The sequence below is a fragment of the Lentzea sp. HUAS12 genome, assembly GCF_024125735.1.
GTDB classification, from domain to species: domain Bacteria; phylum Actinomycetota; class Actinomycetes; order Mycobacteriales; family Pseudonocardiaceae; genus Lentzea; species Lentzea albida.
In genome coordinates, this window is record NZ_CP099738.1 from 6,225,131 (window position 1) to 6,248,876 (window position 23,746).

Sequence of the window (23,746 nt, forward strand, 5' to 3'; positions counted from 1 at the left end):
TCCGTCCTACGGTTTCAACCGATGAGGCGCTTCTCGCCGCTCCGCGACCTTGATGACCTTCGAGACGAGAAGCGCTCCGGGACCCGCGACCTTGATGTCGAACGATCGCGAGTCCGTCGAATCCAACGCCGAGATCACACGGAGTTCGTTGTCCACCACCGCCGCTTCGAGCCCAAGCGTTCTGCGAGCGGTCATCGTGTCGCCGTGCGGAGGCTGAAGGCGCGCAGATCGGTGTTTCGAGCTGCCACCGCACAACGCTTCCGGTGCCATCAGGTCAACCGCGATCTCACCAGATCCCAGCCACCTACCTGGTTGAGTGCCCGGTACGAATCCGGCCTTGCGCATGGCATCCACGACAGCGGGTTCGTCCGCCAGCATCTCCGGGATGAGCGCGAGGTCTGCATCGGTCGTGGTGGGCGCGGTCGCGAAGTCCGCCGTACCTGCGTGCAGATAAACCGCCTGTGCGCCAACGAGAACCACCGCATCGCGGTGCGCACCCAATCCTTCGAGGGCGTCGAGCAACACCGCCCGCGCCTGGACGTACTCAGGCGAGATCATTCTTCCATCCAGTTTCACCGGTTTCGAGCACTGCCATCAGTTGCTCGGCTTCTTCCGTCGAACGACCCGGCCCCGTCAAAAGATCAGCCACGACCTGTGCGGGAGCCACGTAGTCGAGCTCTCCGACTTTTCTTGATCGCGTGTAGACGACATCGTCGTACGGCCGCATCACGAACACGTTCATTCCTCGTTCGACAGGTCTCAGACCGAGATGTTCCATTAGTCCGATCGGATCCTCGGCGTACAAGCTCAGTGACACCATGGGTGAGACCGGTGTCAGGCCAGGCGGCAAGTACGCGCGAGCAGCCGCGGATCCCGTCAGAGCAACGCGCGAGTCCACCGTGCTCAAGGCCGCCATTGCGTGATTCAGTCCACGCGGATCCAAGGTGGCGATGACTTCGTTGGACGACGTCACTTTGTAGTCCTGGACCCATCGGTCGACCAACGCCCGCCGGCGCACAGCGGTCACCGTCCCGTCCTCAGCTCTCGTGATGACGGCTTCTCGGTGCAACAACTCCAACACCCGTGCGCTCGTGGCGGCACCGACCTGTGCACGCGCGGCAAGATCCCTCACTCCGACAGGTACAGGTGTGTCGCAGAGTTCCAGAACGACCTTCGCCGCAGCGGGACCGCGAAGGGACTTGAGCAGCCGGTCAGCGGGATCGCGAAATCCGCTCCGATCCGCGCCTGCGCGGTCGAGGAAGAGAGCTGGCCGATCAAGTCGCAGGCGCAGGTTTCCGGTCAGATCGAACCAACCCATGAGCTCGTGACGCTCAATCTGCGCGCGGGTCGTCGGTGACACGAAGGGCGCCACCAACATCGACCCACCGATTTCGAATCCGTGCTCCTCCGCAGCCATGGCGTAGTGCTCGAGCTGCTTGGCAACGGTGTGCACATCTCTCGGCACCACGGCGCTCTTGCATTCGAGCAGCACCGTCGCGCTCGCCCCATCCGGCGCCGTGATGAGCACCTGGCCATCCGGGACGTACCCGCGACGGGACTCGATCCGTGGCACCTGTGCACCGGCCTCGACAGTCCAGGTCGAAGGCAGTGCGGAACGGATGGCACGCAGCGCGGACGAGATCAGCTCGATTTCACCCGTTCCACGTTCCCGGCTGTTCCGCGACACATGGAACATGATGGTTTGCGGAACGCGCTGTCGCAAGGGTTCACCCAGAGCACGATCGGGTGAGATTCGGCCTGCCTCTCGGGCCGTGAAGCTCGTGCCTGCACACCGGCAGGTCAGTCGAAGCTGTTCTCGGGCACCAAGCCGGCCAGGAACGTGGGCAGGTCCGGCGCCAGCCGCAGCTCCGACTCGTCGTCGGCGTCAAGCCACACGACCGGCGGTTCGCCGCCTTCCCGGTAGTCGAGGGCGATCCACGTGTGGCCGTCGCCGGTCAGCAGCACCACCGGGGACGGCAGTCCCCACTCCTCGACCAGGTAGGGCGTGTCGAGCAGGGACAGCGTGCCCTCCGCGGTGCCGATGCCCATCAAGCTGTCGAACGGCACGTGGTCCGGTGCCCACGAGGTGCGCTCGGTGGTCGGGAAGGCGTTCCGCTCTCCGACCACCGTGCCGCCGTTCTGGACGCGCAGCAGCTCCAGCAGGGCTTGCGGAAGGCGCACGCCGAGGAGTGCTTCGGCGTCGCGGACGGCCTCGTCGGTGAGAGGTGCCTGGACGCCGTAGGTGCCGTCGGCCCAGAAGTTCACGGACCGGATCCTAAGTGGAGGCGAACGGAAACGTCCGGAAGTCGTCGCCACAACGGAGCGTCTGCTCCTCGTGGCGGTCCTCCCAGAACACGACCCGCCAGCCCGGCCAGCGGGCCGCGATCTCCTCGACGGTGCCGGTGAAGTTCTCGACCGTCCAGAAGCCGAGCTCAAGGCTCGCGAGGTCGAAGTGCAAGCCGAGCTCAGGGCCGCAGTCGTGCTTCGACTGGGGCTCCCAGGACCGCACAGGAGTCAGTGCCGCAAGCCCGTCCAACAACCCGGGCCCGGCCCACCGCGGCTCGCAATGCACGTGTTGCAGCCGGTACCCGTACACCACACCGCCGGCGTGCCGGACCGTCACCACGCAGTTGTCGTCTTCCGGGTACTCGATCGACCCAGGCAACGGTACGAACTCCCTGCGGTGGGCGACACGGACGGAGGCCCTGTCGAGCCCGAGGTACGCGACCACGTCCTCAATCCCGCCGTACGCCCAGCGGACCTCCCAGCCAGGCCAAGCGGTTTTGATCGCGGTCGAGCGACGTGCCCTGTCTCCGACGCCGTCGTGGTGCCAGGTGAAGAGCACCAGGACGTGGCTCACGGTGTCGATGAGGGCGGCGCCTTCGCACCAGACGTCATCCAGCCATGCCTCGGCCGGCCGCTCGTCACGGACGTACTCGATCGCGTACGCGGGCCCGGCCGCGAACGTCCCGAGCAACGACACCGCGCCGCCGTTCGAGAAGTACAGCTCCCAGCCCTGCTCGTCGATGATCGCGTAGTTCGCCCTTCACCCACCACTAGCCCTTCGCCTTCCTCAGCACGTCCTGCAGCATCTCCTGGGTCAGCCGTCCGGTGTACGTGTTGTGCGGCGACACGTGGTAGCACCCGAACACCCGCACCCCACCGGCGAGCACCTCCACCCCGTGCCCGAACTTCGGCGGCCGCGCGACCCCCACCAGCGGCAGGAACGCCTTCCACCCGAACCCACCGAGCACCATGACCGACCTCAGGTTCGGCATCAACGAGATCTCCTCGCGCAGGAACGGCGAGCACCGGTCCCGTTCCTCGGCGGTCGGCTTGTTCTCGGGCGGTGCGCACCGCACGGGCGAGGCCATGCGCACGCCGTAGAGCTCCATGCCGTCGTCCCGGGACACGGCCGTGGGCTGCGAAGCCATCCCCACCTCGTACAACGCCCGGTACAGGAAGTCGCCGGACGGGTCGCCGGTGAACATCCGGCCGGTCCGGTTGCCGCCGTGCGCGGCGGGTGCGAGGCCCACGATGAGCAGCGAGGCGTCGAGGGGACCGAAGCCCGGGACCGGCCTGCCCCAGTACTCCTGGTCCAGGAACGCCGCGCGCTTCACGGACGCCACGGACTCGCGCCACGCGACCAGGCGCGGGCACGCTCGGCAGGCCGTGATCCGTTCGTCGAGTTCCGTAATGTTGCTCCCATGTCCGAGGAGAAGACCGACGAGAAGCCATCGTCTCCCGCTGATGATCTGGTCACCACCCAGCACAGCATCACCGTCAAGGGCCGCGAGCTGAACTACACCGCCACCACCGGGCGGATCGTGCTCAAGGAGGAGGTGATGAAGGACGGCGTGTTCGAGGGGCACAAGCCCAAGGCCGAGGTCTTCGTCACCACGTACACGCTCGACGGCGCCGACCCGCTGAAGAGGCCCGTGACGTTCGCGTTCAACGGTGGCCCCGGCTCCGCCAGCGTGTGGCTGCACATGGGGCTCCTCGGGCCGCGCCGGGTGCTCAGCGGCGACGTCGGCGACCTCACGCCGCCGCCGTACGGGATCGCGGACAACGAGGAGACGCTCCTCGCGGACAGCGACCTGGTGTTCATCGACCCGGTGTCGACCGGGTTCTCGCGCGCCGCCGAGGGTGAGAAGCCCGGCAGCTACCACGGCTACCAGCCCGACATCGAGTCCATCGGCGAGCTCATCCGGCTCTGGACGGCCCGCAACGGCCGGTGGATGTCGCCGAAGTACCTCTGCGGCGAGTCGTACGGCACGCTGCGCGCGGCCGGTCTGGCCGAGCACCTGCAGAAGAAGTACGGCATGTACCTCAACGGGCTCATGCTGATCTCGAGCGTGCTCGACTTCGCGACGCTGGAGTTCAACGAGGGCCACGACCTCGGCTACACGCTCTTCCTGCCGACGTACGCGGCCATCGCGCACTACCACGGCCTGCACGGCGACCGCTCGCTCGAGGAGGTGCTCGCCGAGGCCGAGGAGTTCGCGGTCCGCGACTACCCCTACGCCCTCGCGCGCGGCAACCGGCTCAGCGACGTCGAGCGCGCCGCGACCATCGAGAAGCTCGCGCGGCTCACCGGCCTGTCCGAGGAGTACGTGGACGCGGTCGACCTGCGCATCGAGCACATCCGGTTCTTCACCGAACTGCTGCGCCGCGACCGCAAGACCGTCGGCCGCATCGACGGCCGCTTCACCGGCTGGGACACGGACTACGGCCGCGAGGGCATCTCCGCGGACCCGTCCATCGACGCGATCCTCGGCCCGTACTCGGCGGTGCTCAACCACTACGTGCACGCCGAACTCGGCTACAAGAGCGACCTGCCGTACGAGGTCCTCGCACGGGTCATCGAGAACTGGTCGTACAAGGAGTTCGAGGGCCGCCACGTCACGACGGCGGGCAAGCTCTCCGCGGCGATGCGCGCCAACCCGCACCTGAAGGTCCACGTCGCTTTCGGCTGGTTCGACGGCGCCACGCCGTACTTCGCGGCCGAGCACCTCATCGCGCACCTGCAGATCCCGAAGGAGCTCACGGCGAACATCGAGTCGGCCTACTACCCGGCCGGCCACATGATGTACGTCCACGAGCCGTCGCGCGTGCGGCAGTCCGAGGACCTGGCGGCGTTCGTGCGGAACTCGTCCAACACGTGATCCTCGACCTGTCCGACGACACCGTCCTGCACGAGCTGTGGACGGTGCAACGTCTGGCGTACGCCGTCGAGGCCGAGCTCATCGGCTTCGACGGCATCCCGCCGCTGCACGAGTCGCTCGACGAGCTCCGCGCCTGCGGCGAGACCTTCCTCGGGCTGTACGACGAGGAAGGTCTCGCCGGGGCGGTGTCGTACCGACTCGACGGGTCCACTGTGGACATCCACCGGCTGGTCGTGCACCCGCGTGCCCACCGTCGCGGGATCGCGTCCCGGCTCCTCGACGCGTTGCCGGACGGGCCGCAGGTCGTCAGCACGGGCACGAAGAACGAGCCGGCGCTGGCGCTGTACCGGGGGCGCGGGTTCGTCGAGACGGGCACGCGGGAGGTCGGTCCCGGGGTGTCGCTCACGGACCTGGCCAAGCCGTGATCATCTTTCTGAACGGGACGTCCAGCTCCGGCAAGTCGAGCATCGCGGCGGAGCTCTTGGAGGTGCTGGACACCCCGTGGTTCCACCTGGGCGTCGACGCCTTCGGCGCCATGCGCGCCGTGGAACGCACCCTGGAGCTGGACGGGCCCGAGCTCGCCGCCGTCCTGCGGCGCACGCGGGCGGGCTTCCACCGCGCGGTGGCGGGAATGGCGCGGGCGGGCAACGACGTCGTGGTCGACCACGTGCTGAGCGAGCCGTGGCGTCTCCAGGACTGCCTGGAGGTCATGGACGGCCTGGACGTCGTGTTCGTGGGCGTGCACTGCCCTCCGGAGGAGCTGGAGAGGCGCGAACGGGCTCGGGGTGACCGCACACCCGGCGCGGCGGCGGAACAGCTTCAGAGCGTCCACCAGCACGGGGTGTACGACTTCGAGGTCGACACCGGCACGAGCAGTGCGCGCAAGTGCGCGGAAGCCATCAAGCAGTTCGTCTGCCAGGCACCGGCCACGAGGGCCTTCGACGAGCTGAGGGGCCGCGCCCGCAGGCACGACCCCTCGACCACGTAGAACAGCGATCAGACGACCGCGCGCTCCTCCGCGAAGTGGCACGCGGCCGGGTGGCCCCCGTTGCGCACCACGAGCTCGGGAACCTCGGTCGCGCAGATGTCCTGCGCCTTCCAGCACCGCGTGCGGAACCGGCACCCCGAGGGCGGGTCGATCGGCGACGGCACGTCACCCGTCAGGCGGATGACGTCACGACGTCCGCGCTGCGTCGGGTCCGGCACCGGCACGGCGGAGAGCAGTGCCTGGGTGTACGGGTGCATCGGGCGCTCGTAGATCTCGTCCTCGGTGCCGATCTCCACGATCTTGCCGAGGTACATCACCGCGACGCGGTCCGACAGGTGGCGGACCACCGACAGGTCGTGCGCGATGAAGACGTACGAGAGGCCCATCTCCGACTGGAGGTCGCCCAGCAGGTTCATGACCTGCGCCTGGATCGACACGTCCAGAGCGGACACCGGCTCGTCGCACACGATCACCTTCGGCTTCAACGCCAGAGCACGCGCGATGCCGATGCGCTGGCGCTGACCGCCGGAGAACTGGTGCGGGTACCGGTTGATGTGCTCCGGGTTGAGGCCCACGGTCTCCAGCAGCTCCTGGACCTTGCGCCGCCGGTCGCCCTTGGGCGCGACCTCGGTGTGGATCTCGTAGGGCTCACCGACGATGTCGCCGACCGTCATGCGCGGGTTCAGCGACGTGTACGGGTCCTGCAGCACGATCTGGATGTCGCGGCGCAGCTTGCGCAGCTCCGCGCCCTTCATGCCGAAGATGTCGCGGCCCTCGAAGCGCGCGACGCCCGCGGTCGGCGGCTCCAGGCGCATCAGCACCTGGGCCAGGGTGGACTTGCCGCAGCCCGACTCGCCCACGACGCCGAGGGTCTCGCCCTTGTTCAGCGAGAACGAGACGCCGTCGACGGCCTTGACGTGGCCCACGGTGCGCTTGAACAGCACGCCGACGCGGACCGGGAAGTGCTTGACGAGGTTCTCGACCTCGAGGATCGGCTCAGCCACGAGCGACCACCTCCTCCGCGATGTGGCACCGGCTGGTGCGGCCCATGCCGAGGTCGTGCACGGCGGGGACCTCGGTGGTGCACCGGTCGAACACGCGCGGGCAGCGCGGGTTGAACGGGCAGCCGGGCGGGATGTTGGTCAGCGACGGCGGCAGACCCTTGATCGTCTTGAGCTCCTGGCCGCGCAGGTCGACGCGGGGCAGGGACTCGAGCAGCGACTCCGTGTACGGGTGCCCCGGCGCGCGGAACAGCTCGTAGACGTCGGCGTGCTCGACGATGCGGCCCGCGTACATGACCGAGATCCGGTCCGCGACGTCGGCGACGACGCCGAGGTCGTGGGTGATCAGGATCATGCCCATGTCGCGTTCCTTCTGGATCTCCGCGAGCAGGTCCATGATCTGGGCCTGCACGGTGACGTCCAGCGCGGTCGTGGGCTCGTCCGCGATCAGCAGCTCCGGGTCGAGCGCGAGCGACATCGCGATCATCGCGCGCTGCCGCATGCCGCCGGAGAACTGGTGCGGGTAGTCCGAGATCCGTCCCTTGGCGTTCGGGATCTTGACCTGGTCGAGCAGCTCGATCGCCCGCTTGCGGGCGTCCGCCTTGGACATCCCGCGGCGGACCTTGAGCTGCTCCTCGATCTGGAACCCGACGGTGAAGACGGGGTTCAGCGCCGAGAGCGCGTCCTGGAAGATCATGGCGATGCCCTCGCCACGGATCTGCCGGCGGGCCTCCGCCGACTGGGTCAGCAGGTCCTCACCGCGGAACTTGATGGAGCCCTTGGTGATGAACGCCGGCGGCATGTCCAGGATGCCCATGATCGTCTGGGCGGTCACGGACTTGCCGGAACCGGATTCACCCAGCACGGCAAGGGTTTCACCGGCGGAGACGTGGTAGTTCACGCCGTTGAGCACCTTCGCGACACCGTCGCGGGTGCGGAATTCCACGTGGAGATCCTCGACCTCCAGCAATGGCTGAGTCACAGGATTCCCCTATCGGGACTTGGGGTCGAGGGCGTCGCGCACGGCGTCACCGAGCATGACGAAGGCCAGCACGGTGATCGTGACGAAGCCCGCGGGGAACAGCAGCATGTGCGGAGCCGACTGGAAGTAGTCGCGCGACTCCGAGATCATCACGCCCCACGACACGACCGGCGGACGCAGGCCGATGCCGAGGAACGCGAGCGTCGCCTCGGCGCCGATGAAGGCGCCCAGGGCGATCGTCGCGTACACCAGCACGGGCGCCACGGTGTTCGGCAGCAGGTGCCGGAACACGATCCGCAGCGGTGAGGCACCGAGGCCACGCGCGGCACGCACGTAGTCCTGCTGCTTCGCCACCAGCGTCGCCGACCGCATGATGCGCATGGCCACCGGCCACGACAACACGGCGATCGAGAGCACCACCTGAGTGATGATCTGGAACGCGCCGGGGTTCTCCGTCGGCGCGTTCAGCGTCGTGAGGATGACGATGGCACCGAGCACGAACGGGATGCCCGCGAAGATGTCGCCGAAGCGCGACAGCAGCGAGTCGATCCACGTCTTGGCGTAGCCCGCGAAGATGCCGATGGCCGATCCGATGAGGACGGTCAGGATCGTCGCGAACAACCCGACGAGCAGCGACGCGCGGGCGCCGTGCATGGCACGGGCGTAGACGTCGTAGCCCTGCAGGTCGTAGCCGAACCACGCGTCACCGGACGGCGGCTGCAGCGACTTGTCGAGGTTCGCGGCGCGCGGGTCGACCGACGTGAACAGCGTCGGCCAGATCGCCATCAGCACGATGACCGCGATGATCACCAGCGAGATGATGAACGTGGGCTTGCGCCGCAGCTCGCCCCACGCGTCGCTCCAGAGCGAACGGGGCTTGCGCTGCTTCTGCGACGAGTCGTCGAGGTGGCTGGCCTGGTCGACACCGGCCGCCGCGGACGCCTCGAGTCCGGCTCCACCGGACACGGATCCTGGGTCACTCATAGCGAATCCTCGGGTCGAGAACGGCGTACAGGAGGTCGACGAGCAGGCTCATCAGCAGGTACACCAGCACCAGCAGGGTCACGATGCCCGTGACCATGACGCCTTCCTTCTCCTGGATGCCGCGGAAGATCAGGCCGCCGATGCCGTTGATGTTGAAGACGCCCTCGGTGACGATCGCGCCGCCGAGGAGGCTGCCGAGGTCGGTGCCGAGGAACGTGATCACCGGGATCAGCGAGTTGCGCAGCAGGTGGATGCCGACGACGCGGGACTGCGGCTGGCCCTTCGCGATGGCCGTGCGCACGAAGTCGGCGCGGCGGTTCTCGACGATGCTGGTGCGGGTCAGCCTGGCCACGTAGGCCATGGAGAGGCTGCCGAGCACGAAGCCGGGCAGGAGCAGCTCGCCGAACGTCGGATCGGAGCTGACCGAGGTGTCCATCAGGTCGAAGCCCTGCGGGCCGAGGTAGAGCCGCAGCACGAAACCGGTGACGAAGACCGGCAGGGAGATCAGGAACAGGGTCGAGACCAGGACCAGGTTGTCCAGGAAGCCCGACTTGCGCAGACCGGTGAGGACGCCGGCGATGATGCCGATGACGGCCTCGATGATCAGCGCGATGATGCCCATCTTGAGGGTGATCGGCCACGAGGTGGCGATCTGCTCACCGACGGACACGCCGTTGAAGGTGGTACCGAAGTCACCGACGACCAGGTTGCCCAGGTACTTGAAGTACTGGATGACCAACGGGTCGTTCAGGTTGAGCTTTTGGCTCATCTCGGCGATGTAGGCCGGGTCACACGGCCGCTGGCCGCACTTGCCCGCGAAGGGGTCCTGCGGGATCGCCCAGACCAGGGCGTAGATCAGGAAGGTGGTCCCCAGGAAGACCGGTATCAGCTGCAGCAGACGGCGCAGCACATAGCGACCCATTAGGTCGGCTCCTTGCGTGGTGGGGGGCGCCCAAGGTCCTGGACACCGCTCCGGCCCCGCGCCCGTAACGCTCGAGGGACGCGGGGCCGGACGGTGTGCTCAGAACTCAGGTGTTCGGCAATCAGGCCTTGACTCGGAACGACTCCAGGACGCCCTGACGCTTGAACGACATCTTGGCGTCGAGCAGGTTCTTCGAACGGCCGCCGATGCCCTTCTCGTTCCAGGTCGGCATGGAGGGCAGCTCCTTGGCGATGATGTCCTCCGCCTGCTGGTAGAGCTTGATCGCCTCATCCTCGTTGGCCGTGCTGTCGGCCTTCTTGAGGAGCTCGTCGACCTGCGGGTTCGAGAAGTTCGAGTCGTTGGACGACCCACCCGTGCGGTACAGCGGGTTGAGGAAGTTCTCGATCGACGGGTAGTCGGCCGACCAGTCCGAACGGCTCATGCCGGTCAGCTGCTTGCCGTCGACGATCTGGCGGAACGCACCGAAGTTGGTGGCACCGACGAACTCGCACTCAACGCCCAGGGCCTGCTTGATGCTGTTGCACGCGGCCTCGAGCGGCTCCTTGCGGCCACCGTCCTGGTTGGACTGGATGGTCAGCTTGCCGGTGAAGCCCGACTCCTGGAACAGCTGCTTGGCCTTCTCCGGGTTGTACTTGCAGTACTCGCCGCAGGTGTCGGGGCGGTAGCCCTTGATGCCGGGCGAGACGAAGCTCGTGGACGGCACGTACGAGCCGGCCAGCACGGTCTTCGTGATCTGCTCCCGGTTGATGGCCATCGAGACGGCCTGGCGCAGCTTCACGTTCTTGAAGGCGTCGATGTACTGCGGGAACGCGATCGCGCTCTGGCCGAGCAGGTTCGCGGTCACGACGGCGTCACCGAGGTCCGCCTTGTACTTCTCGCCGACCTTGGCCGACGGGGGCAGGGCCTCCATGAAGTCCAGCTTGCCCGCGACCAGGTCCTGGTACGCGGTCTCCTGGGAGGAGTAGATCTTGTAGTCCAAGGTCTTGAAGTGGACCTTGTCCTCGCCCTTGTAGTCGTCGAAGCGCTCCATCTTGATCAGCGCGTTCGGCGTGCGGGAGACGAACTTGACCGGGCCGTTGCCGATCGGCTTGGCCTCGGCCGCCTTGGGGTCGGCGAAGAACGAGTCGGCCATCGGCGAGAACGGCGTGTAGCCGATCATCGTCGTGAAGACCGAGGTCGGGCCGTTGAGGGTGACCTTGAACTCGTAATCGCCCACGAGCTCGAGACCGGACATCTTGTCCTTGGCCGGCTTCGCGTTCTCGTCGGCCGGGTGGACCTCGTCGAAGCCCTGGATCACGGAGAAGAACGACGCTGCCTGCTGCGCGTTCGGCGCGTACGCGGCCCAGTTCCAGGCGTCGACGAAGTTCTTCGCCTTCACCTCGGTGCCGTCGTGGAACTTCCAGCCCTGCTTGATCTTGATGTTGTAGACCTTGGCGTCATCCGACTTGATCTCTTCAGCCATCAAGTTGTAGGGCGCGCCGTCTTCGGCCTTGTAGCCGACCAGCCGCGAGAACAGGGAGTCGGTGACCTTGCCACCGCCCGCCTCGGTCGTGTTGGCCGGGAACAGCGTGCTCTTGGGCTCGGTGCCGTAGATGGACACCGTGCCGTCCGGGTTGTCCTTGCCATCAGCGGCGTTGTTGCTGCCACCGCCGCCGCCACCGCATGCGCTGAGCGTCATGGCGAGCGCGGCTGGCAGAGCCACCCACGCAACCCGTGATCGCGACATCAGTCTCTCCCGCCTTTCCCCGGCGCCGCTCCGCAGATATTGCGTGCGCGCGCCTCCCCGGGAGGTCTCGTCCACCTCCCAAAACGTGAGAGGACGTTAACCGGGGCGTCCAGCAGTACGCGCATCGAAATCGGTCACAAAATTGTCACGATCACCTCAAGCGCACCTTAATTCGGCGCTAGACCAGCGAAAACGCGATGCCGTCGAGGATGTCGTGCTCGCTGCACACGAGCGTGCTGATTCCCGCGCGATTCTCGAGCTCGTCGGCAATCGCACGCAGTACCACCGCTCCACCGCAGATCACGTCCACCCGACCGGGGTGCATGGGCCCCAGCGAGGCACGTTCATCATGCGTCATGGAGAGGATACGGTCGGTGATTTCACGAACATTGTCAAGTGTGATGCGGCTGAGGTGAATATCGTCGCTGTTGTACACCTCCAGCCCCTGGACCAGGGCTGACAATGTCGTAACGGTGCCGGCGACCCCGATCCACGTCTTCGTCTTCTCGACGGGCACCACTTCGAATGCCTGTGTGATTGCGGCACGCGCAAACGCTTCCGCCTTCTCGATTTCGTCCTTCTTGGGCGGATCGGAGTGCAGGAAACGCTCCGTCAGCCGCACGCAGCCGATGTCCATCGACCTCGCGGCCTCGACCTCGGAGCCCGTCCCGAGGACGAACTCGGTGCTGCCACCACCCAGATCGGTGACGAGGAAGGGTCCCTCTTCCGGGTCGAGATCGGCCACCGCGCCGAGGTAGGAGAGCCTCGCCTCCTCGTCCCCGGTGATCACCTCCGCGGGCGCGCCGAGGATCTGCTCGGTCATGCCGAAGAACTCGTCGCGGTTGCTCGCGTCCCGCGTGGCGCTCGTGGCGACCATCCGTGCCGACTCGACGCCTTTGCGTTGCATCGTGCGCGCGTAGTCGAGGAGGGCCTGGCGGGTGCGCTCGATGGCGTCGGGGTGCAGCCGCCCGGTGGCGTCCACGCCCTGGCCGAGCCGAACGATCTTCATCTCGCGGTGGACGTCCCGCAACCACGCCGTGCCGTCCTCACGCCTGGTCACGTCCGCGACGAGCAGACGGATCGAGTTGGTCCCGCAGTCGATGGCCGCGACCCGCGACATGAGCACTCCTCAGTGGTTCGGATGTTCTCCGGCAAGCATCGCGCAGACGCCACCGCCGGCTCACGCGCGCCCTCGCGGTGGCGAGCGAGGTCCGTGGTCTCGAACGGCCGCAGCCCCCCGCCGTTCGGTCGTGACCGGGTGCTCAAGCCTGAGCGCGTGCGTACTCCTCCTCCAGCATCGCGTAGACGAAGAGGTCGCCCCACTCGCCCTTGAAGATCTCCAGCTCGCGGAAGTGCGCCTCCCGGCGCATGCCGAGCCGTTCCATCACCCGCCAGGACGGCTCGTTGCGCGGGTCGCACTCGGCCACGATGCGGTGCAGACCCAGGTGCCCGAAACCGAGTTCGAGCATCTTGGCGGCTGCCTCGGTGGCGTAGCCGTGTCCCTGGAAGTCGGGGTTGAGGCTGTAGCCGATCTCGCCCTGGCGGTCGCTCTCGCTGCGCCACTTCAGGACGGCGCTGCCGATGACGCGGTCGGCCTCCGGGAGGTGGACCGCCAGCGCGAGTCGGTCACCTTCGGCGGTGAGTTCGTGGTCGGCCATGAGCTTGTCGAGGAGTTCCGCGCATTCCTCGCGGGTGACGGACTCGCCGTAGAGGTAGCGGAAGACGTCCGGGCGCGAGCGGTAGGCGTAGAAGTCGTCGAGGTCGCCCGGTTCGAACGGGCGGAGCAGCAGGCGGGCGGTCTTCAGCGGGTAGTCGGGCTTGAGCACACCTCGCACCCTGCCAAGGACCGCCGCCCTGCGCCTCCCGATTTCAACGGTGCGTCGAGGCGGTGCGCAGATCGTTGACGTCCTGCTCGTCCATCCAGCCCGAGAAGACCCGCGGATCGTCGACGGCTCCGGTGAAGCCGCGGCCGACCACGAGGTCACCGGTCAGGTCGGCGGGCTGGAGCACGGTCCGCGTGCCGGACTGCCGCGTACCGTTGACGTGCAACGCGACCGTGCCGGTGGTCGCGTCGAACGTCGCGGCGAGGTGCACCCAGTCGTTCGTCAGCACCGGTATGTCGGCGAGGAGAACCTCCTCGCCCCACTGGAAGCTCCACCTGTTGCTGTCCGGCCGGTACGCCAGTCCGAAAGGCGCGTCGCCCAGCCCGAGCACGGTTGCCGCGAGGTCGCCCTGGGGCCGCACCCACGCGGAGATCACGAACGACCGGTCGGTGCGCAGGTTCGCCGGACGCGGACCGGTGATCAGACCGGTCGAGTCGAAGCCCGCCCACTTGTCCTTGCTCGTCGGGATCTGGTTCGGGTCGTCGGGGTCGAGCGGCGTGCCCGCCCAGGTGACGCCTCCGGAGAGCGTGGCGTTCTGGCCCGTCACCTCGTCCTTGGCCGTGGTGCCTTCGCGCTCGTCGAGGAGGTAGTGGGCACGTTCCGCCACCAGGTTGTTGTGCTTGACCACTTCCACCGCACTCAGCACGCGGTCCCACACCTGGACGTGGTCGACCGCGGCCGTCGCCTGCCCCTGGCCGAGGACGAACGGCCCCGAGGCGCCCGCGAACGTCGCGTTCCCCGTGCCTTCGAGCTTTCCGTTGACGTACAGCGACACCTTGCCCGGCTCGTACACACCGGCCAGGTGCGTCCACTCACCGGCCGAGGGCGTCGTGGCGGAGGACGCCGTGCCGAACGACCAGTGACCACCCGTGTACCCGAGGGAGAAACCGCTCTGCTGGCCCGCGACCGCGTGGCTGGAGCCCGTCTCGCCGAGCTTCACCCACGCCGACACGGAGAAGGCACGCGAGCTGTCGACGACCCCGGTACCGGTCGACGAGGACGAGCCGATCAGGCCGTTGCCCGAGTAGCCCGGCCCGAAGCTCGCGCCGTGCAACGTCAGCGCATGACCGTGTCCGGTGCTGTCGGCCGCGGTCGTCCCGCTCGTCTCGTCGAGGTTCCACGCCGCCACCGGCTTGGACGGACTCGCGACCATGAACTCGTAGACCTGCCTGGCCGACGGGTTCCCGGCCCTGTCGTACGCACGGACGTAGAGCGAGTTGGGACCGCTCACCGTCGGCGTGATCGGCACGTCGACCGGACCGTTCGCGCTGACCCGGTTGGCGAAGGTGTCGACGTTCAATGACCAGCCGTAGCCGACGACGTCCGTCGAGGTGCCGGGTGCGAACGTGAAGACGCCGGTGCGGCCGGGACTGCCGTTGAACCCGCCCTTCGGGTAGTCCACCGACGTCACGACGGGCTGCTCCGGCGCGGTGGAGTCCACCTGGAAACCGCAGTCGGCCCACTTGGACTTGCGCTTGCCGTCGCTCGCGCGCACCGACCACCGGTAGATGCCGCCCTCGGCGAGAACGCCCTGCGGCACCACCACCTCGGCGAACGAGCCGGACGATGCGCCGCTCGCGGTCAACTCGACGACGCGGTCGGCTCCCTGGTAAACGATGAAGTCCGCGCTCGAGCCCTGACCGTCGGACAGTTTCGCGCGGAGCGTGGGCGTGCGAGTGGGCACGAGGACACCGGCCTCGCACGATCGGGACTCGATGCTCAGGTCGGTCGGCGGGTTCGGGCGCGCGTGCGCGCTCGCCGTGGCCGAGCCGAGCAGGACGAGTGCGGCGGTGAACGCGGGCAGCGCGAATCTCCGCCCGTTGGCGTTGATCAAGACGAGTTCCCCCAGGTCGATGGTCCCTGGAGACTATGAACGAGCGGACGCCGAAACGGAATACCTCAGAAAGGCGACCCACGCCTCACGCGAGACGGGGAGGTGGGTGGCGGGGGCCTTGCTGTCGCGGAGGCCGACGCCGTGGCCGACCTCGACGCAGTCGCTCGCCTCAGGGCTGTAGCTGCTCTTGCGCCACTCGGACATGCGGCACGCTCCTCAGGCAAGCATCGCGGTGATCAGCCTCCTTGATTCTTCCGCATCCAAGGCGTCCTGATCCAACCGCTTCAACACTTCGTCGTAGCTGGCCAGGGAGGCCGCGTCTTCGAGGAAGAGGCCCGAGTTCTGGCTCTCGATGAAGACCACCGGCTCGAACTTGTCGAAGCTGAGCCGGGTGAACGAGCCGGACAACCCGGAGTGGGCGCCGATCGCGGTCGGCACGATCCGGAAGGTGATGTACTGCCGCACCAGCATCACGTGGATGTGGGTGAGCTGCGCCCGCATCACGTCGTGACCGCCGACCGGCAGCCGCAACGCCTGCTCGTGCACGTAGAAGACGAACTCCCTGCCAGGCCTGAGGATCACCTGCCGGTCGAGCTTCGCACGGATCAGCGAGTCGACGTCGGCGGGCTTGATCTTGGCTGACTTCTCGGCGGCGGCCCGGATGTAGCCGGCGATCTGGAGGTGGCCGGGGACGAGGTTCATCGACCACACGGTGATCCCGCTGGCGAGGCGTTCCTGGCTGATGAGCGAGTGCACCTGGTCCGGCACCCCGTCCTCGGGGAACTGCAGCCAGCCCCGCTCCCGCGACTCGCGGTGGAGCGCGACCAGGCGGTCGACTTCTTCATGCGGGGTGCGGCAGTAGGACAACAGCCGGACGAGGTCGATCTCGCTCACGCCGCCCTTGCCCTGCACCAGGTCCGAGACCTTGGCTTCCTGCCAGTCGACCAGTTCGGCGAGTCTGCGCTGGGTCATGCCGCTCTGCTCGATGGCGTCGCGGACGCCATCGCCGAACTCCCGGCCCACCACGCTCGAGTTGCGCTTCGGCATGTGGACGAAGCTAGGAGACGAACTCCCCTGCACTCCAACGTTTCTGCCCGAATCGCACCGAAGGAGGTACGGGTTGGAATCGTTCCAACCCGACACGCCGCGCTAGCTCGGCGTGCTCGTGATGATCGCCGGCGGGGTGGACGACGACGCACCGCTGTTGCTCGACGGGGCCTGCGACGACTGCTGCTGCGACGACGACTGGACCGGGGTCGAGGCCGACGTCTGCGCGGGCGGGACCGTCGTCGTCGTGGTGGTCGTTGTCGTCGTCGTGGTGGTCGTGGTGGTGGTCGGCGTCGTCGTGGTGGTCGTCGTGCACGTGGACGGGGACGTCGTCGTGGTCGGCGTCGTCGTCGACGTGGTGGTGGAGGTCGTGGTCGACGTGGTGGTGGACGTCGTCGTGGTCGGGCAGTTCGGCGTCGTCGTGGTGGTCGTCGTGGTCGTGGTCGTCGGCGGCGTGGTCGTCGTCGGCGGGTTCGTCGGCGTGCCGGGGTCGGGGTTGCCCGGCGTCGGGTTCTGCTGGCCGTTGCCGATGTCGGTGAGCGGCGGCAGGGTTTCGACGTTCTCGCTGTACTCCGTGGCCCACTTGAGGACCGTCTCGACGTACGCCGGGGAGCGGTTGTAGCGGAAGACGGCCGCGGCCTTGTCGGCCTGCTTGGTCATGTCGCCGCCACCCGCGCAGAGGTAGCGGCCGGCGCCGAGGGCGGCGTCGTAGATGTTGTTCGGGTTGACGTTGTTGTCGTCGTTCAGGTCGCCGCCGAAGCTCGCCCACGTCGACGGGATGAACTGCATCGGGCCGACCGCGCGGTCCCACGCGGTGTCGCCGTCGAGGCGGCCGCCGTCGGTGTCGCGGATCGCGGCGATGCCGGGGGCGCCGTTCAGCACCGGGCCGAGGATCTTGGGGGTGGCGTCGCCGACGGCGTTCACGCGGCCGTTGTTGGCGTGGTTCGACTCGACCTTGCCGATGCCCGCGAGCAGGTACCAGGGGAGGTTGCAGCCGGGGACGAGCTCGGCCATCTTGTCCTCGGCGCGGAGGTAGGCCTCCACCATGACGCCGGGAATGCCGTGCTGGCCGGGGAAGCCGTCGAGCAGGCTGCCCTCGTCGAGGTCGAGGCTGCCGTCCTCGAGGTCGGCGAGCAGGGCGGCGCTCAGTTCCTCGGACAGCGGCAGGCGGCCGGAGGCGCCCAGTTCGGCCGGATCGCGCTGCAGGGCGCTGAAGACGTCGGCGGGTCCTAAGGAGACGGCGATGTCGTTGTGCTTCGAGAGGTTGACCCAGTCGACGAGCTTGGTGCCGACGATCATGGCCGGGGCGAGCATCGCGGCGAGCGCGGCCACGGCGAAGCCCTTTTGCCTAGGGCTCAACGCCGACGGTCCACGCAGTTTGGCCATTGCCACGAATTCTCACCTCTCGTGTGTCATCGCGGCTCGCCGTCCTGCCATTACGGCGAATGCCTCAATCGGTGACCTGTCCCACCCTGCCCCACTACGAAGCCTAGGTGTACCCAAGACGGAGTGAAGCGTGTGTTCGGTTCCGTTGACCGTTAACTCGCCGCGCATTCCCCTGCCGGCCACAGGCCCTGCTCGCCCAGGATCGCCAGCGCCTCGTCGCCCATGGGGTTCACGCCGGGGCCCTTCGCGAGGGCGTGCGCGACGTGCACGTGCAGGCACTTGACCCGCACCGGCATGCCGCCCGCGGTGACCTGGGTGCCCAGCGACTCGATGGCGTCGCGCTCGGCGAGGTACGACTCGTGCGCGCGCTGGTAGGCGGCCGCGAGCTCCTCGTCGGTGGCCAGCCGGTCCTGCTGCTCCTTCATCAGCCCGCCGCTCTCGAGCGTGCTGACCAGGGAGTTCAGCTTGGGGCAGGTCAGGTAGTACAGCGTCGGGAACGGCGTCCCGTCGGGCAGCCTCGGGGCGGTCTGCACGACGTTCGGGTGCCCGCCGGGGCACCTCGAAGCGATCGCACGCGTCCCGCGTGGCGTGCGACCGAGCTGCTTGGCGACCGTTTCCAGGTCAGCAGCACTTACTTGTGCGTCACCGATTCCCACAGTTCCTCGTACCAAGACCCTTGTGCCGCCTGCTTGCCCGACGGCCTCTCCGTTTCCGTGTTGCGACTCTCGTCACCCGGCAGTTGCACGATGTAGGGCGTCTCGCCGGGCCGCACCCAGTGCAGCCGCTTGCGCGCCTCGATCTCCACGTACGCCGGGTCGTTCAGTTCGGCCTTGCGCTTCTCCAGGGCGGCGACCGTCTCGCGGAGCTTCTGCTGCTCCGCCCCCACGTCCCGCAGCTCGTCGCGTTGCGAGAGGTAGGTCCGCAACGGGACCGCGATGCTCAACGCCAGTGCGCACAGCACCATCGCGAACAACGCGGCCCGCCGCGTACCGGTCATGCCGAACGCGCCGCCCGTGCCCTCACCGCGCCGCGTCGGCGCCTTCGGGCGAGGAGGCTTGCGCGCGCGTGCGGGCCTCGCCTCCCGCTCTTCGCGGGGGCGACGGGGACGACGCGCGCGCTCGGCCATGCCTTGCAGCCTCTCAGCTCTCCGGCGTGTAGCGCGGGAACGCGAGCTCGCCCGCGTAGCGCGCCGCGTCGCCGAGGCTCTCCTCGATGCGGAGCAGCTGGTTGTACTTCGCGGTGCGCTCACCACGAGCCGGCGCACCGGTCTTGATCTGGCCGGCACCGGTCGCGACGGCGAGGTCGGCGATGGTCGTGTCCTCGGTCTCGCCCGAGCGGTGCGACATCATCGACTTGTAGCCGTACGACGTGGCCAGCGAGACCGCGTCGAGCGTCTCGGAGAGCGTGCCGATCTGGTTGACCTTCACCAGCAGCGCGTTGGCGGCGCGGCGGGAGATGCCCTCCTCCAGGCGCTCCGGGTTCGTGACGAAGAGGTCGTCGCCGACGATCTGGACCTTGTCGCCCAGCTCGGCGGTCATCTGGACCCAGCCGTCCCAGTCGTCCTCGGACAGCGGGTCCTCGATGGAGACCATCGGGTAGTCGCGGACGAGCTCGGAGTAGTAGCCGATCATCTGCTCGGCGGAGCGCTTGTTGTTCTCGAACGAGTAGGCGCCGTCCGAGAAGAACTCGGTGGCGGCCACGTCGAGCGCGAGCGCGACGTCGCGGCCCGCCCGGTAGCCCGCCTTCTCGATGGCCTCGAGGATGAGGTCGAGCGCGTCGCGGTTGCTGCCGAGGTTCGGCGCGAAGCCGCCCTCGTCACCCAGACCCGTCGCGAGGCCCTTGCTCTTCAGCACGGACTTCAGCGCGTGGTAGACCTCGGTGCCCCAGCGCAGGCCCTCGCGGAACGTCTCCGCGCCGATCGGCGCGATCATGAACTCCTGGATGTCCACGTCGGTGTCGGCGTGCGAGCCACCGTTGAGGATGTTCAGCATCGGCACCGGCAGCACGTGCGCGTTCGGGCCACCGACGTACCGGAACAGCTCCAGGCCGCTCGAGGTCGCCGCCGCCTTCGCGACCGCGAGGCTCACACCGAGGATCGCGTTGGCGCCGAGACGACCCTTGTCCGGCGTGCCGTCCAGGTCGACGAGCTTCTGGTCCACGACGCGCTGCTCGACGGCCTCGATGCCGACCAGCTCGGGCCCGATCTCGTCCAGCACCGCGGTGACCGCGCGCTCGACGCCCTTGCCCAGGTACCGCTTGGCGTCGCCGTCCCGCAGCTCCACCGCCTCGTGCTCACCGGTCGAGGCACCCGACGGAACAGCCGCACGCTCCAGCGTGCCGTCGTCCAGCGCCACCTCGACCTCGACGGTGGGGTTGCCGCGAGAGTCCAGGATCTCGCGTGCTCCGACCTGCTCGATGACCGCCACTTGCGCTCCCTGTTTCTCCTGCGTCTCGTCTCGCGACGAGCCTACTTGGGCCAGGTGACCGGCTGGGGCTCGACACCGTCAGATCACAGTGGTGCTCCCGCGCCTGTCGTCTGAATCGTGCCAGACGGATCGGGAGCTGCCTACAGCGCTCGGCTCAGGCCTCGATCGGCTCGCCGGCGACACCGCTGAACCCCACGAGGCCGTGCTGCTTCGCCAGAGCCAGGAGGTCGACGAGGTGGTCGAGTTGACGGACCGACAGGGTCAGCAGCACGTACCTGCCGGCGATCTCCGGGTCCTCCGCCACGTCGTGCTCGTCCGGTTCGAGCACGTCCCCCAGGTCCGGCCAGCGCGACAGCAGCTCCGCGCGGAACCGCAGCACGTTCGGACTGCTCGCCAGCGCGGCGGCATCCCCCTCGGCGAGGTTGTCGAAGATGTCCCCCGGGTCACCGGAACCCCGTGCCCAGAAGGCGAAATCACTGCTCACCGTCGACCAGCCCCGCCGCCGTCAACGAAAGGTGCCGCACCAGCACCGCGACAGCACCATCGGCGTCCCGGGCCAGCACGGCTTCCTCCAAAGCCCGGTGCTCTCCCACGTGGTCCCGCTCCCCGTTGCGCCGGGCTGAGAACCGCCGCCCCAGCTCACTGGCCGTCCACAACCGGTCGAAGGTCTCCAGCAGCACGGAGTTCCCGCACCCCTCCAACAGTGTCCGGTGGAACGCGCGGTGGGCCTCGGCCCAGGCGTCGCTGTAGTACTCGCCTTCCGAGTACTCGCCTTCCGCGAACGCCGGCGTGCGCGCGAGGCGGTGGTGCGCGGCCCGCACGCGCGCCTCCCAGTCCACGTCGCCCCGGTCGATCGCCATGCGCAGCAGGACGGGTTCGACGGCCAGGCGGGCCTCGGTGATCTCCTGCCAGCGGCGGTCGGTGATGGTCGGGACGGCGAAGCCGCGGTTCGGCAGGCGGTCGGCCAGGCCCTCGCCGACCAGGCGGACGAGGGTCTCGCGGACCACGGCGAGGCTCACGCCCTGCTCTTTGGCCAGGTCCTGGGGCTTCAGGGCGTCGCCGGGGGCGTGCAGGCCGTGCATGATCGCGTCCCGCAGGCGGGCGTGGACCTGCTCGGAGAGCATCGGCTTCGTCACGGCGGAAATCATAGAACCATCATATAATCGATTATTGGTGCTATCGTCGATCTCATGAGCAACGATCCGTTCGCCCGCCTCCCCGAGGCGGCCTCGTTCACCGTCACCAGCACGTCGATCACCGATGGCGCGCCGCTGCCGCCGGAGCAGTTGTCCGGCAAGGACATCTCTCCCCAGTTGAGCTGGAGCGGGGCGCCCGCGGGCACGAAGAGCTACGCCGTCACCGTCTACGACCCCGACGCGCCCACCGGGTCCGGGTTCTGGCACTGGGCGGTCGCCGACATCCCCGCCACCTGCACCGAACTGCCCGAGGGCGCGAGCGGGTCGGGGTTGCCGGAGGGCGCGGTCCAGTTGCCCAACGACGCTCGCGTCGCGCAGTTCGCCGGGGCCGCGCCGCCCGCAGGGCACGGTGAGCACCGGTACTTCTTCGTCGTGCACGCCCTTGACGTCGAGTCGATCGGGGTGCCCGCCGACGGCACGCCCGCGCTGCTCGGCTTCCTCATGTCCGCGCACACCCTCGGGCGTGCGGTGCTGGTCGCCACGGCGGAGACGCCGGGGCCCGAGTCGATCGAGGTGTCGCGGTTCGTGCCGGCACCGGCCGACGCGATCTTCGCCGTGCTGACCGACCCGTCCGGGCACGTGGACATCGACGCGTCGGGGATGCTCATGGGCGCGGACGGCGAGGTGGTCACGCGTGCGGGAGACCGGTTCGTCGTGCACATGGACCGGGAGGCGCTCGGCGACGTGCCGCTGGGCCGGTACGACGTCGACGTGGTGATCACCGAGTTCGTGCCCGGCGAGGAGATCGCCTGGACCGTCAAAGGCGAGTGGGAACCGCCCGTGGGGCACGTGTACGGGTACCGGCTGGCGCCTTCTGGCGACGGCACCCTCGTGACCTCCTACTACGACTGGTCGGGGGTGGGCGCGCTGTGGCGGGAGCGCGTCCGGTTCCCGGTGGTCTCCGAGGCCGCGCTCAAAGCGACGCTCGGGATCCTGGAGCGCGTCGTCCGGCGGAGGTCACCGGGAGGTGCTTCACGCCGTTCTGGAAGTTCGACCGCAGCCGGCTGATCTCGCCGTCGAGCTCCAGCACCCGCGGCAGGTCCAGGACGGCGTCGAAGATCGCCCGCATCTGGGTCCGGGCGAGCTGCGCGCCCAGGCAGAAGTGCGGGCCGTGCCCGAAGCTCAGGTGGTCGGCCTCGCGCCTGGCCACGTCGAACCGGTGCGGGTCGGTGAACACGCGCTCGTCCCGGTTGGCCGACGAGAACCAGACGACGACCTTGTCGCCCGCCCTGATCTCCTGGCCGGACAACGAGGTGTCGCGCACGCAGGTCCGGCGGAAGTGCATGACGGGCGTCCACCACCGCAGCATCTCCTCCACCGCGAGGGGAAGCAGTGCACGGTCGGCGCGCAGGCGCGCGTATTCGCCGGGGTGGGAGAGCAACGCGATCATGCCGCCGGGGATGCCGTTGCGCAGGGTCTCGTTGCCCGCCACGGAGAACAGCCAGAAGAGGTTCTCGAACTCCTCCAGCGTCAGGTCCTCCCGCATGAGGTTGCTGACCACGTCGTCGGACGGGTGCGAGCGCTTGTGGGCACCCAGCGCGTGCGCGTAGGCGTACAGATCGGGCATGCCGTCGCGTGCGCGCGGGTCGCGGCCGTCGTCCGGGCGCAGTTCCAACGCCTGCAGGGCCATGTCGGTCATGCCGGCGGTGGAGCTCGACGACAGCGCGTACTCGGGGTCCTGGAAGCCGATCACGCGGTTGCTCCAGTCGTAGAGCAGCGCGCGGTCCTGGCGGGGCACGCCGAAGACGTCGGCCAGCGTCAGCAGCGGCAGGTCGGCGACGTCGTGGGCGAAGTCGCCGGACAGGCCCGCGACGATCTCGCGGGCGTTCGCGCGGATCCGATCCTCCAGCAACGCGACCGCTCGCGGGGTGAACGCCCTGGTCAGCATGCGGCGCAACCGGGTGTGCGAGGGCGGGTCCTGGTTGAGCATCATGCGCTGGACGTACGCGAGGTCGCCCGGCCGCGGGTCGCGGATCTGGGTCGCGCCGCAGTGCGAGGAGAAGACGGACGGCGTGCGCAGGACCGTGCGGACGTCCTCGTGGCGGAAGACCGCCCAGAAGTCGTCGATGCGCACCACGTTGCTCTCACGCAGCCGGGTCAGTGCGTCGTGCGGGACTCCCGAGGTATACGTGTCCGGGTCGACGATGAGGTCGGCATCGGTCCTGGGCATAGAACGGATTCTGAC

26 protein-coding genes are annotated in these 23,746 nt (G+C 68.3%); 4 read left to right on the top strand and 22 right to left on the bottom strand.

Features of this window, described 5'->3' with window-relative positions; all coding sequences use genetic code 11:
* Positions 1 to 6: 6 nt before the first annotated feature.
* The 5 genes from ND450_RS28350 to ND450_RS28370 form a co-directional block, all read right to left on the bottom strand.
* Positions 7 to 558 (bottom strand): GSU2403 family nucleotidyltransferase fold protein, encoded by a 552-nt coding sequence (locus ND450_RS28350; protein WP_253321600.1) that lies wholly within the window; start codon positions 556 to 558, stop codon positions 7 to 9.
* On the bottom strand, positions 545 to 1,723 hold the full coding sequence (locus tag ND450_RS28355) for a type IV toxin-antitoxin system AbiEi family antitoxin (protein ID WP_253321601.1): 1,179 nt from the start codon (positions 1,721 to 1,723) through the stop codon (positions 545 to 547). The genes ND450_RS28350 and ND450_RS28355 overlap by 14 nt, the downstream gene beginning before the upstream one ends.
* Before the next feature lie 77 nt (positions 1,724 to 1,800).
* The gene (locus ND450_RS28360; RefSeq protein ID WP_253321602.1) at positions 1,801 to 2,265 is read right to left on the bottom strand and encodes an SMI1/KNR4 family protein; all 465 of its coding nucleotides are present in this window, start codon (positions 2,263 to 2,265) and stop codon (positions 1,801 to 1,803) included.
* A 10-nt stretch (positions 2,266 to 2,275) separates the two neighbouring features.
* Positions 2,276 to 2,983 (bottom strand): hypothetical protein, encoded by a 708-nt coding sequence (locus ND450_RS28365; protein ID WP_253321603.1) that lies wholly within the window; start codon positions 2,981 to 2,983, stop codon positions 2,276 to 2,278.
* A gap of 73 nt (positions 2,984 to 3,056) precedes the next feature.
* Positions 3,057 to 3,752 carry a uracil-DNA glycosylase gene (locus tag ND450_RS28370; protein WP_371927792.1) on the bottom strand — a complete coding sequence of 232 codons (696 nt, stop codon included), beginning with the start codon at positions 3,750 to 3,752 and terminating at the stop codon, positions 3,057 to 3,059.
* Here ND450_RS28370 and ND450_RS28375 point away from each other — a divergent pair.
* The 3 genes from ND450_RS28375 to ND450_RS28385 are packed head-to-tail and all read left to right on the top strand — an operon-like array spanning position 3,708 to position 6,153.
* A complete protein-coding gene (locus ND450_RS28375) occupies positions 3,708 to 5,165 on the top strand; it encodes a S10 family peptidase (protein ID WP_253321604.1) in 1,458 nt (485 codons plus the stop codon). The two genes, ND450_RS28370 and ND450_RS28375, sit on opposite strands and share 45 nt — an antisense overlap.
* The gene (locus tag ND450_RS28380) at positions 5,162 to 5,590 is read left to right on the top strand and encodes an N-acetyltransferase (RefSeq protein WP_253321605.1); all 429 of its coding nucleotides are present in this window, start codon (positions 5,162 to 5,164) and stop codon (positions 5,588 to 5,590) included. Before ND450_RS28375 ends, ND450_RS28380 begins: the two co-directional genes overlap by 4 nt.
* Positions 5,587 to 6,153, top strand: coding sequence for a chloramphenicol phosphotransferase CPT family protein (locus tag ND450_RS28385; RefSeq protein WP_253321606.1), 567 nt, complete (start codon positions 5,587 to 5,589; stop codon positions 6,151 to 6,153). The genes ND450_RS28380 and ND450_RS28385 overlap by 4 nt, the downstream gene beginning before the upstream one ends.
* An 8-nt stretch (positions 6,154 to 6,161) precedes the next feature.
* Here the strand turns inward: ND450_RS28385 and ND450_RS28390 are convergent, their stop codons facing one another.
* From ND450_RS28390 to ND450_RS28465, 16 genes are all read right to left on the bottom strand, one after another.
* Complete coding sequence (locus tag ND450_RS28390; protein WP_253321607.1) at positions 6,162 to 7,157, bottom strand: ABC transporter ATP-binding protein; 996 nt, start codon at positions 7,155 to 7,157, stop codon at positions 6,162 to 6,164.
* Positions 7,150 to 8,136, bottom strand: coding sequence for an ABC transporter ATP-binding protein (locus tag ND450_RS28395; protein ID WP_253321608.1), 987 nt, complete (start codon positions 8,134 to 8,136; stop codon positions 7,150 to 7,152). Before ND450_RS28395 ends, ND450_RS28390 begins: the two co-directional genes overlap by 8 nt.
* Before the next feature lie 9 nt (positions 8,137 to 8,145).
* A complete protein-coding gene (locus ND450_RS28400; protein WP_253321609.1) occupies positions 8,146 to 9,120 on the bottom strand; it encodes an ABC transporter permease in 975 nt (324 codons plus the stop codon).
* Positions 9,113 to 10,042, bottom strand: coding sequence for an ABC transporter permease (locus ND450_RS28405; protein WP_253321610.1), 930 nt, complete (start codon positions 10,040 to 10,042; stop codon positions 9,113 to 9,115). The genes ND450_RS28400 and ND450_RS28405 overlap by 8 nt, the downstream gene beginning before the upstream one ends.
* 121 nt (positions 10,043 to 10,163) lie before the next feature.
* Complete coding sequence (locus ND450_RS28410) at positions 10,164 to 11,789, bottom strand: ABC transporter substrate-binding protein (protein WP_253321611.1); 1,626 nt, start codon at positions 11,787 to 11,789, stop codon at positions 10,164 to 10,166.
* A gap of 178 nt (positions 11,790 to 11,967) precedes the next feature.
* Complete coding sequence (locus tag ND450_RS28415; RefSeq protein ID WP_253321612.1) at positions 11,968 to 12,909, bottom strand: Ppx/GppA phosphatase family protein; 942 nt, start codon at positions 12,907 to 12,909, stop codon at positions 11,968 to 11,970.
* A gap of 142 nt (positions 12,910 to 13,051) precedes the next feature.
* Entirely contained in the window at positions 13,052 to 13,615 is a 564-nt protein-coding gene (locus ND450_RS28420) for a GNAT family N-acetyltransferase (RefSeq protein ID WP_253321613.1), read from the bottom strand.
* 43 nt (positions 13,616 to 13,658) lie between these two features.
* Complete coding sequence (locus ND450_RS28425; protein WP_253321614.1) at positions 13,659 to 15,506, bottom strand: LamG domain-containing protein; 1,848 nt, start codon at positions 15,504 to 15,506, stop codon at positions 13,659 to 13,661.
* A 33-nt stretch (positions 15,507 to 15,539) separates the two neighbouring features.
* The gene (locus tag ND450_RS28430; protein WP_253321615.1) at positions 15,540 to 15,710 is read right to left on the bottom strand and encodes a DUF397 domain-containing protein; all 171 of its coding nucleotides are present in this window, start codon (positions 15,708 to 15,710) and stop codon (positions 15,540 to 15,542) included.
* A 12-nt stretch (positions 15,711 to 15,722) separates the two neighbouring features.
* Complete coding sequence (locus ND450_RS28435) at positions 15,723 to 16,553, bottom strand: helix-turn-helix transcriptional regulator (protein WP_253321616.1); 831 nt, start codon at positions 16,551 to 16,553, stop codon at positions 15,723 to 15,725.
* A gap of 102 nt (positions 16,554 to 16,655) precedes the next feature.
* Positions 16,656 to 17,939 (bottom strand): lytic transglycosylase domain-containing protein, encoded by a 1,284-nt coding sequence (locus ND450_RS28440; RefSeq protein ID WP_253321617.1) that lies wholly within the window; start codon positions 17,937 to 17,939, stop codon positions 16,656 to 16,658.
* Between the two features lie 152 nt (positions 17,940 to 18,091).
* Positions 18,092 to 18,589, bottom strand: a complete 498-nt coding sequence (locus ND450_RS28445; protein WP_253328015.1) for a DUF501 domain-containing protein — start codon at positions 18,587 to 18,589, stop codon at positions 18,092 to 18,094.
* On the bottom strand, positions 18,571 to 19,065 hold the full coding sequence (locus ND450_RS28450) for a septum formation initiator family protein (RefSeq protein ID WP_245785870.1): 495 nt from the start codon (positions 19,063 to 19,065) through the stop codon (positions 18,571 to 18,573). Before ND450_RS28450 ends, ND450_RS28445 begins: the two co-directional genes overlap by 19 nt.
* A 13-nt stretch (positions 19,066 to 19,078) precedes the next feature.
* The gene (gene eno, locus ND450_RS28455; RefSeq protein WP_089909310.1) at positions 19,079 to 20,365 is read right to left on the bottom strand and encodes a phosphopyruvate hydratase; all 1,287 of its coding nucleotides are present in this window, start codon (positions 20,363 to 20,365) and stop codon (positions 19,079 to 19,081) included.
* Between the two features lie 154 nt (positions 20,366 to 20,519).
* Entirely contained in the window at positions 20,520 to 20,849 is a 330-nt protein-coding gene (locus ND450_RS28460; protein WP_253321618.1) for a hypothetical protein, read from the bottom strand.
* Positions 20,839 to 21,489, bottom strand: a complete 651-nt coding sequence (locus tag ND450_RS28465) for a GntR family transcriptional regulator (RefSeq protein ID WP_253328016.1) — start codon at positions 21,487 to 21,489, stop codon at positions 20,839 to 20,841. Before ND450_RS28465 ends, ND450_RS28460 begins: the two co-directional genes overlap by 11 nt.
* Before the next feature lie 66 nt (positions 21,490 to 21,555).
* On the opposite strand from ND450_RS28465, the gene ND450_RS28470 reads away from it, so the two are divergent.
* Positions 21,556 to 22,569 carry a YbhB/YbcL family Raf kinase inhibitor-like protein gene (locus tag ND450_RS28470; protein ID WP_253321619.1) on the top strand — a complete coding sequence of 338 codons (1,014 nt, stop codon included), beginning with the start codon at positions 21,556 to 21,558 and terminating at the stop codon, positions 22,567 to 22,569.
* Here the strand turns inward: ND450_RS28470 and ND450_RS28475 are convergent.
* The gene (locus ND450_RS28475) at positions 22,475 to 23,731 is read right to left on the bottom strand and encodes a cytochrome P450 (RefSeq protein WP_253321620.1); all 1,257 of its coding nucleotides are present in this window, start codon (positions 23,729 to 23,731) and stop codon (positions 22,475 to 22,477) included. The two genes, ND450_RS28470 and ND450_RS28475, sit on opposite strands and share 95 nt — an antisense overlap.
* Positions 23,732 to 23,746: the final 15 nt, after the last annotated feature.

Excerpts from the sequence above, each read along its gene's own strand:
- ND450_RS28350 (WP_253321600.1), bottom strand. The coding sequence starts at position 558 with ATGATCTCGCCTGAGTACGTCCAGGCGCGGGCGGTGTTGCTCGACGCC.
- ND450_RS28375 (WP_253321604.1), top strand. The coding sequence starts at position 3,708 with ATGTCCGAGGAGAAGACCGACGAGAAGCCATCGTCTCCCGCTGATGAT.
- ND450_RS28400 (WP_253321609.1), bottom strand. The coding sequence starts at position 9,120 with ATGAGTGACCCAGGATCCGTGTCCGGTGGAGCCGGACTCGAGGCGTCC.
- ND450_RS28405 (WP_253321610.1), bottom strand. The coding sequence starts at position 10,042 with ATGGGTCGCTATGTGCTGCGCCGTCTGCTGCAGCTGATACCGGTCTTC.
- ND450_RS28410 (WP_253321611.1), bottom strand. The coding sequence starts at position 11,789 with ATGTCGCGATCACGGGTTGCGTGGGTGGCTCTGCCAGCCGCGCTCGCC.
- ND450_RS28415 (WP_253321612.1), bottom strand. The coding sequence starts at position 12,909 with ATGTCGCGGGTCGCGGCCATCGACTGCGGGACCAACTCGATCCGTCTG.
- ND450_RS28430 (WP_253321615.1), bottom strand. The coding sequence starts at position 15,710 with ATGTCCGAGTGGCGCAAGAGCAGCTACAGCCCTGAGGCGAGCGACTGC.
- ND450_RS28435 (WP_253321616.1), bottom strand. The coding sequence starts at position 16,553 with ATGCCGAAGCGCAACTCGAGCGTGGTGGGCCGGGAGTTCGGCGATGGC.
- ND450_RS28440 (WP_253321617.1), bottom strand. The coding sequence starts at position 17,939 with ATGGCCAAACTGCGTGGACCGTCGGCGTTGAGCCCTAGGCAAAAGGGC.
- ND450_RS28450 (WP_245785870.1), bottom strand. The coding sequence starts at position 19,065 with ATGGCCGAGCGCGCGCGTCGTCCCCGTCGCCCCCGCGAAGAGCGGGAG.
- ND450_RS28465 (WP_253328016.1), bottom strand. The coding sequence starts at position 21,489 with ATGCTCTCCGAGCAGGTCCACGCCCGCCTGCGGGACGCGATCATGCAC.
- ND450_RS28470 (WP_253321619.1), top strand. The coding sequence starts at position 21,556 with ATGAGCAACGATCCGTTCGCCCGCCTCCCCGAGGCGGCCTCGTTCACC.
- ND450_RS28475 (WP_253321620.1), bottom strand. The coding sequence starts at position 23,731 with ATGCCCAGGACCGATGCCGACCTCATCGTCGACCCGGACACGTATACC.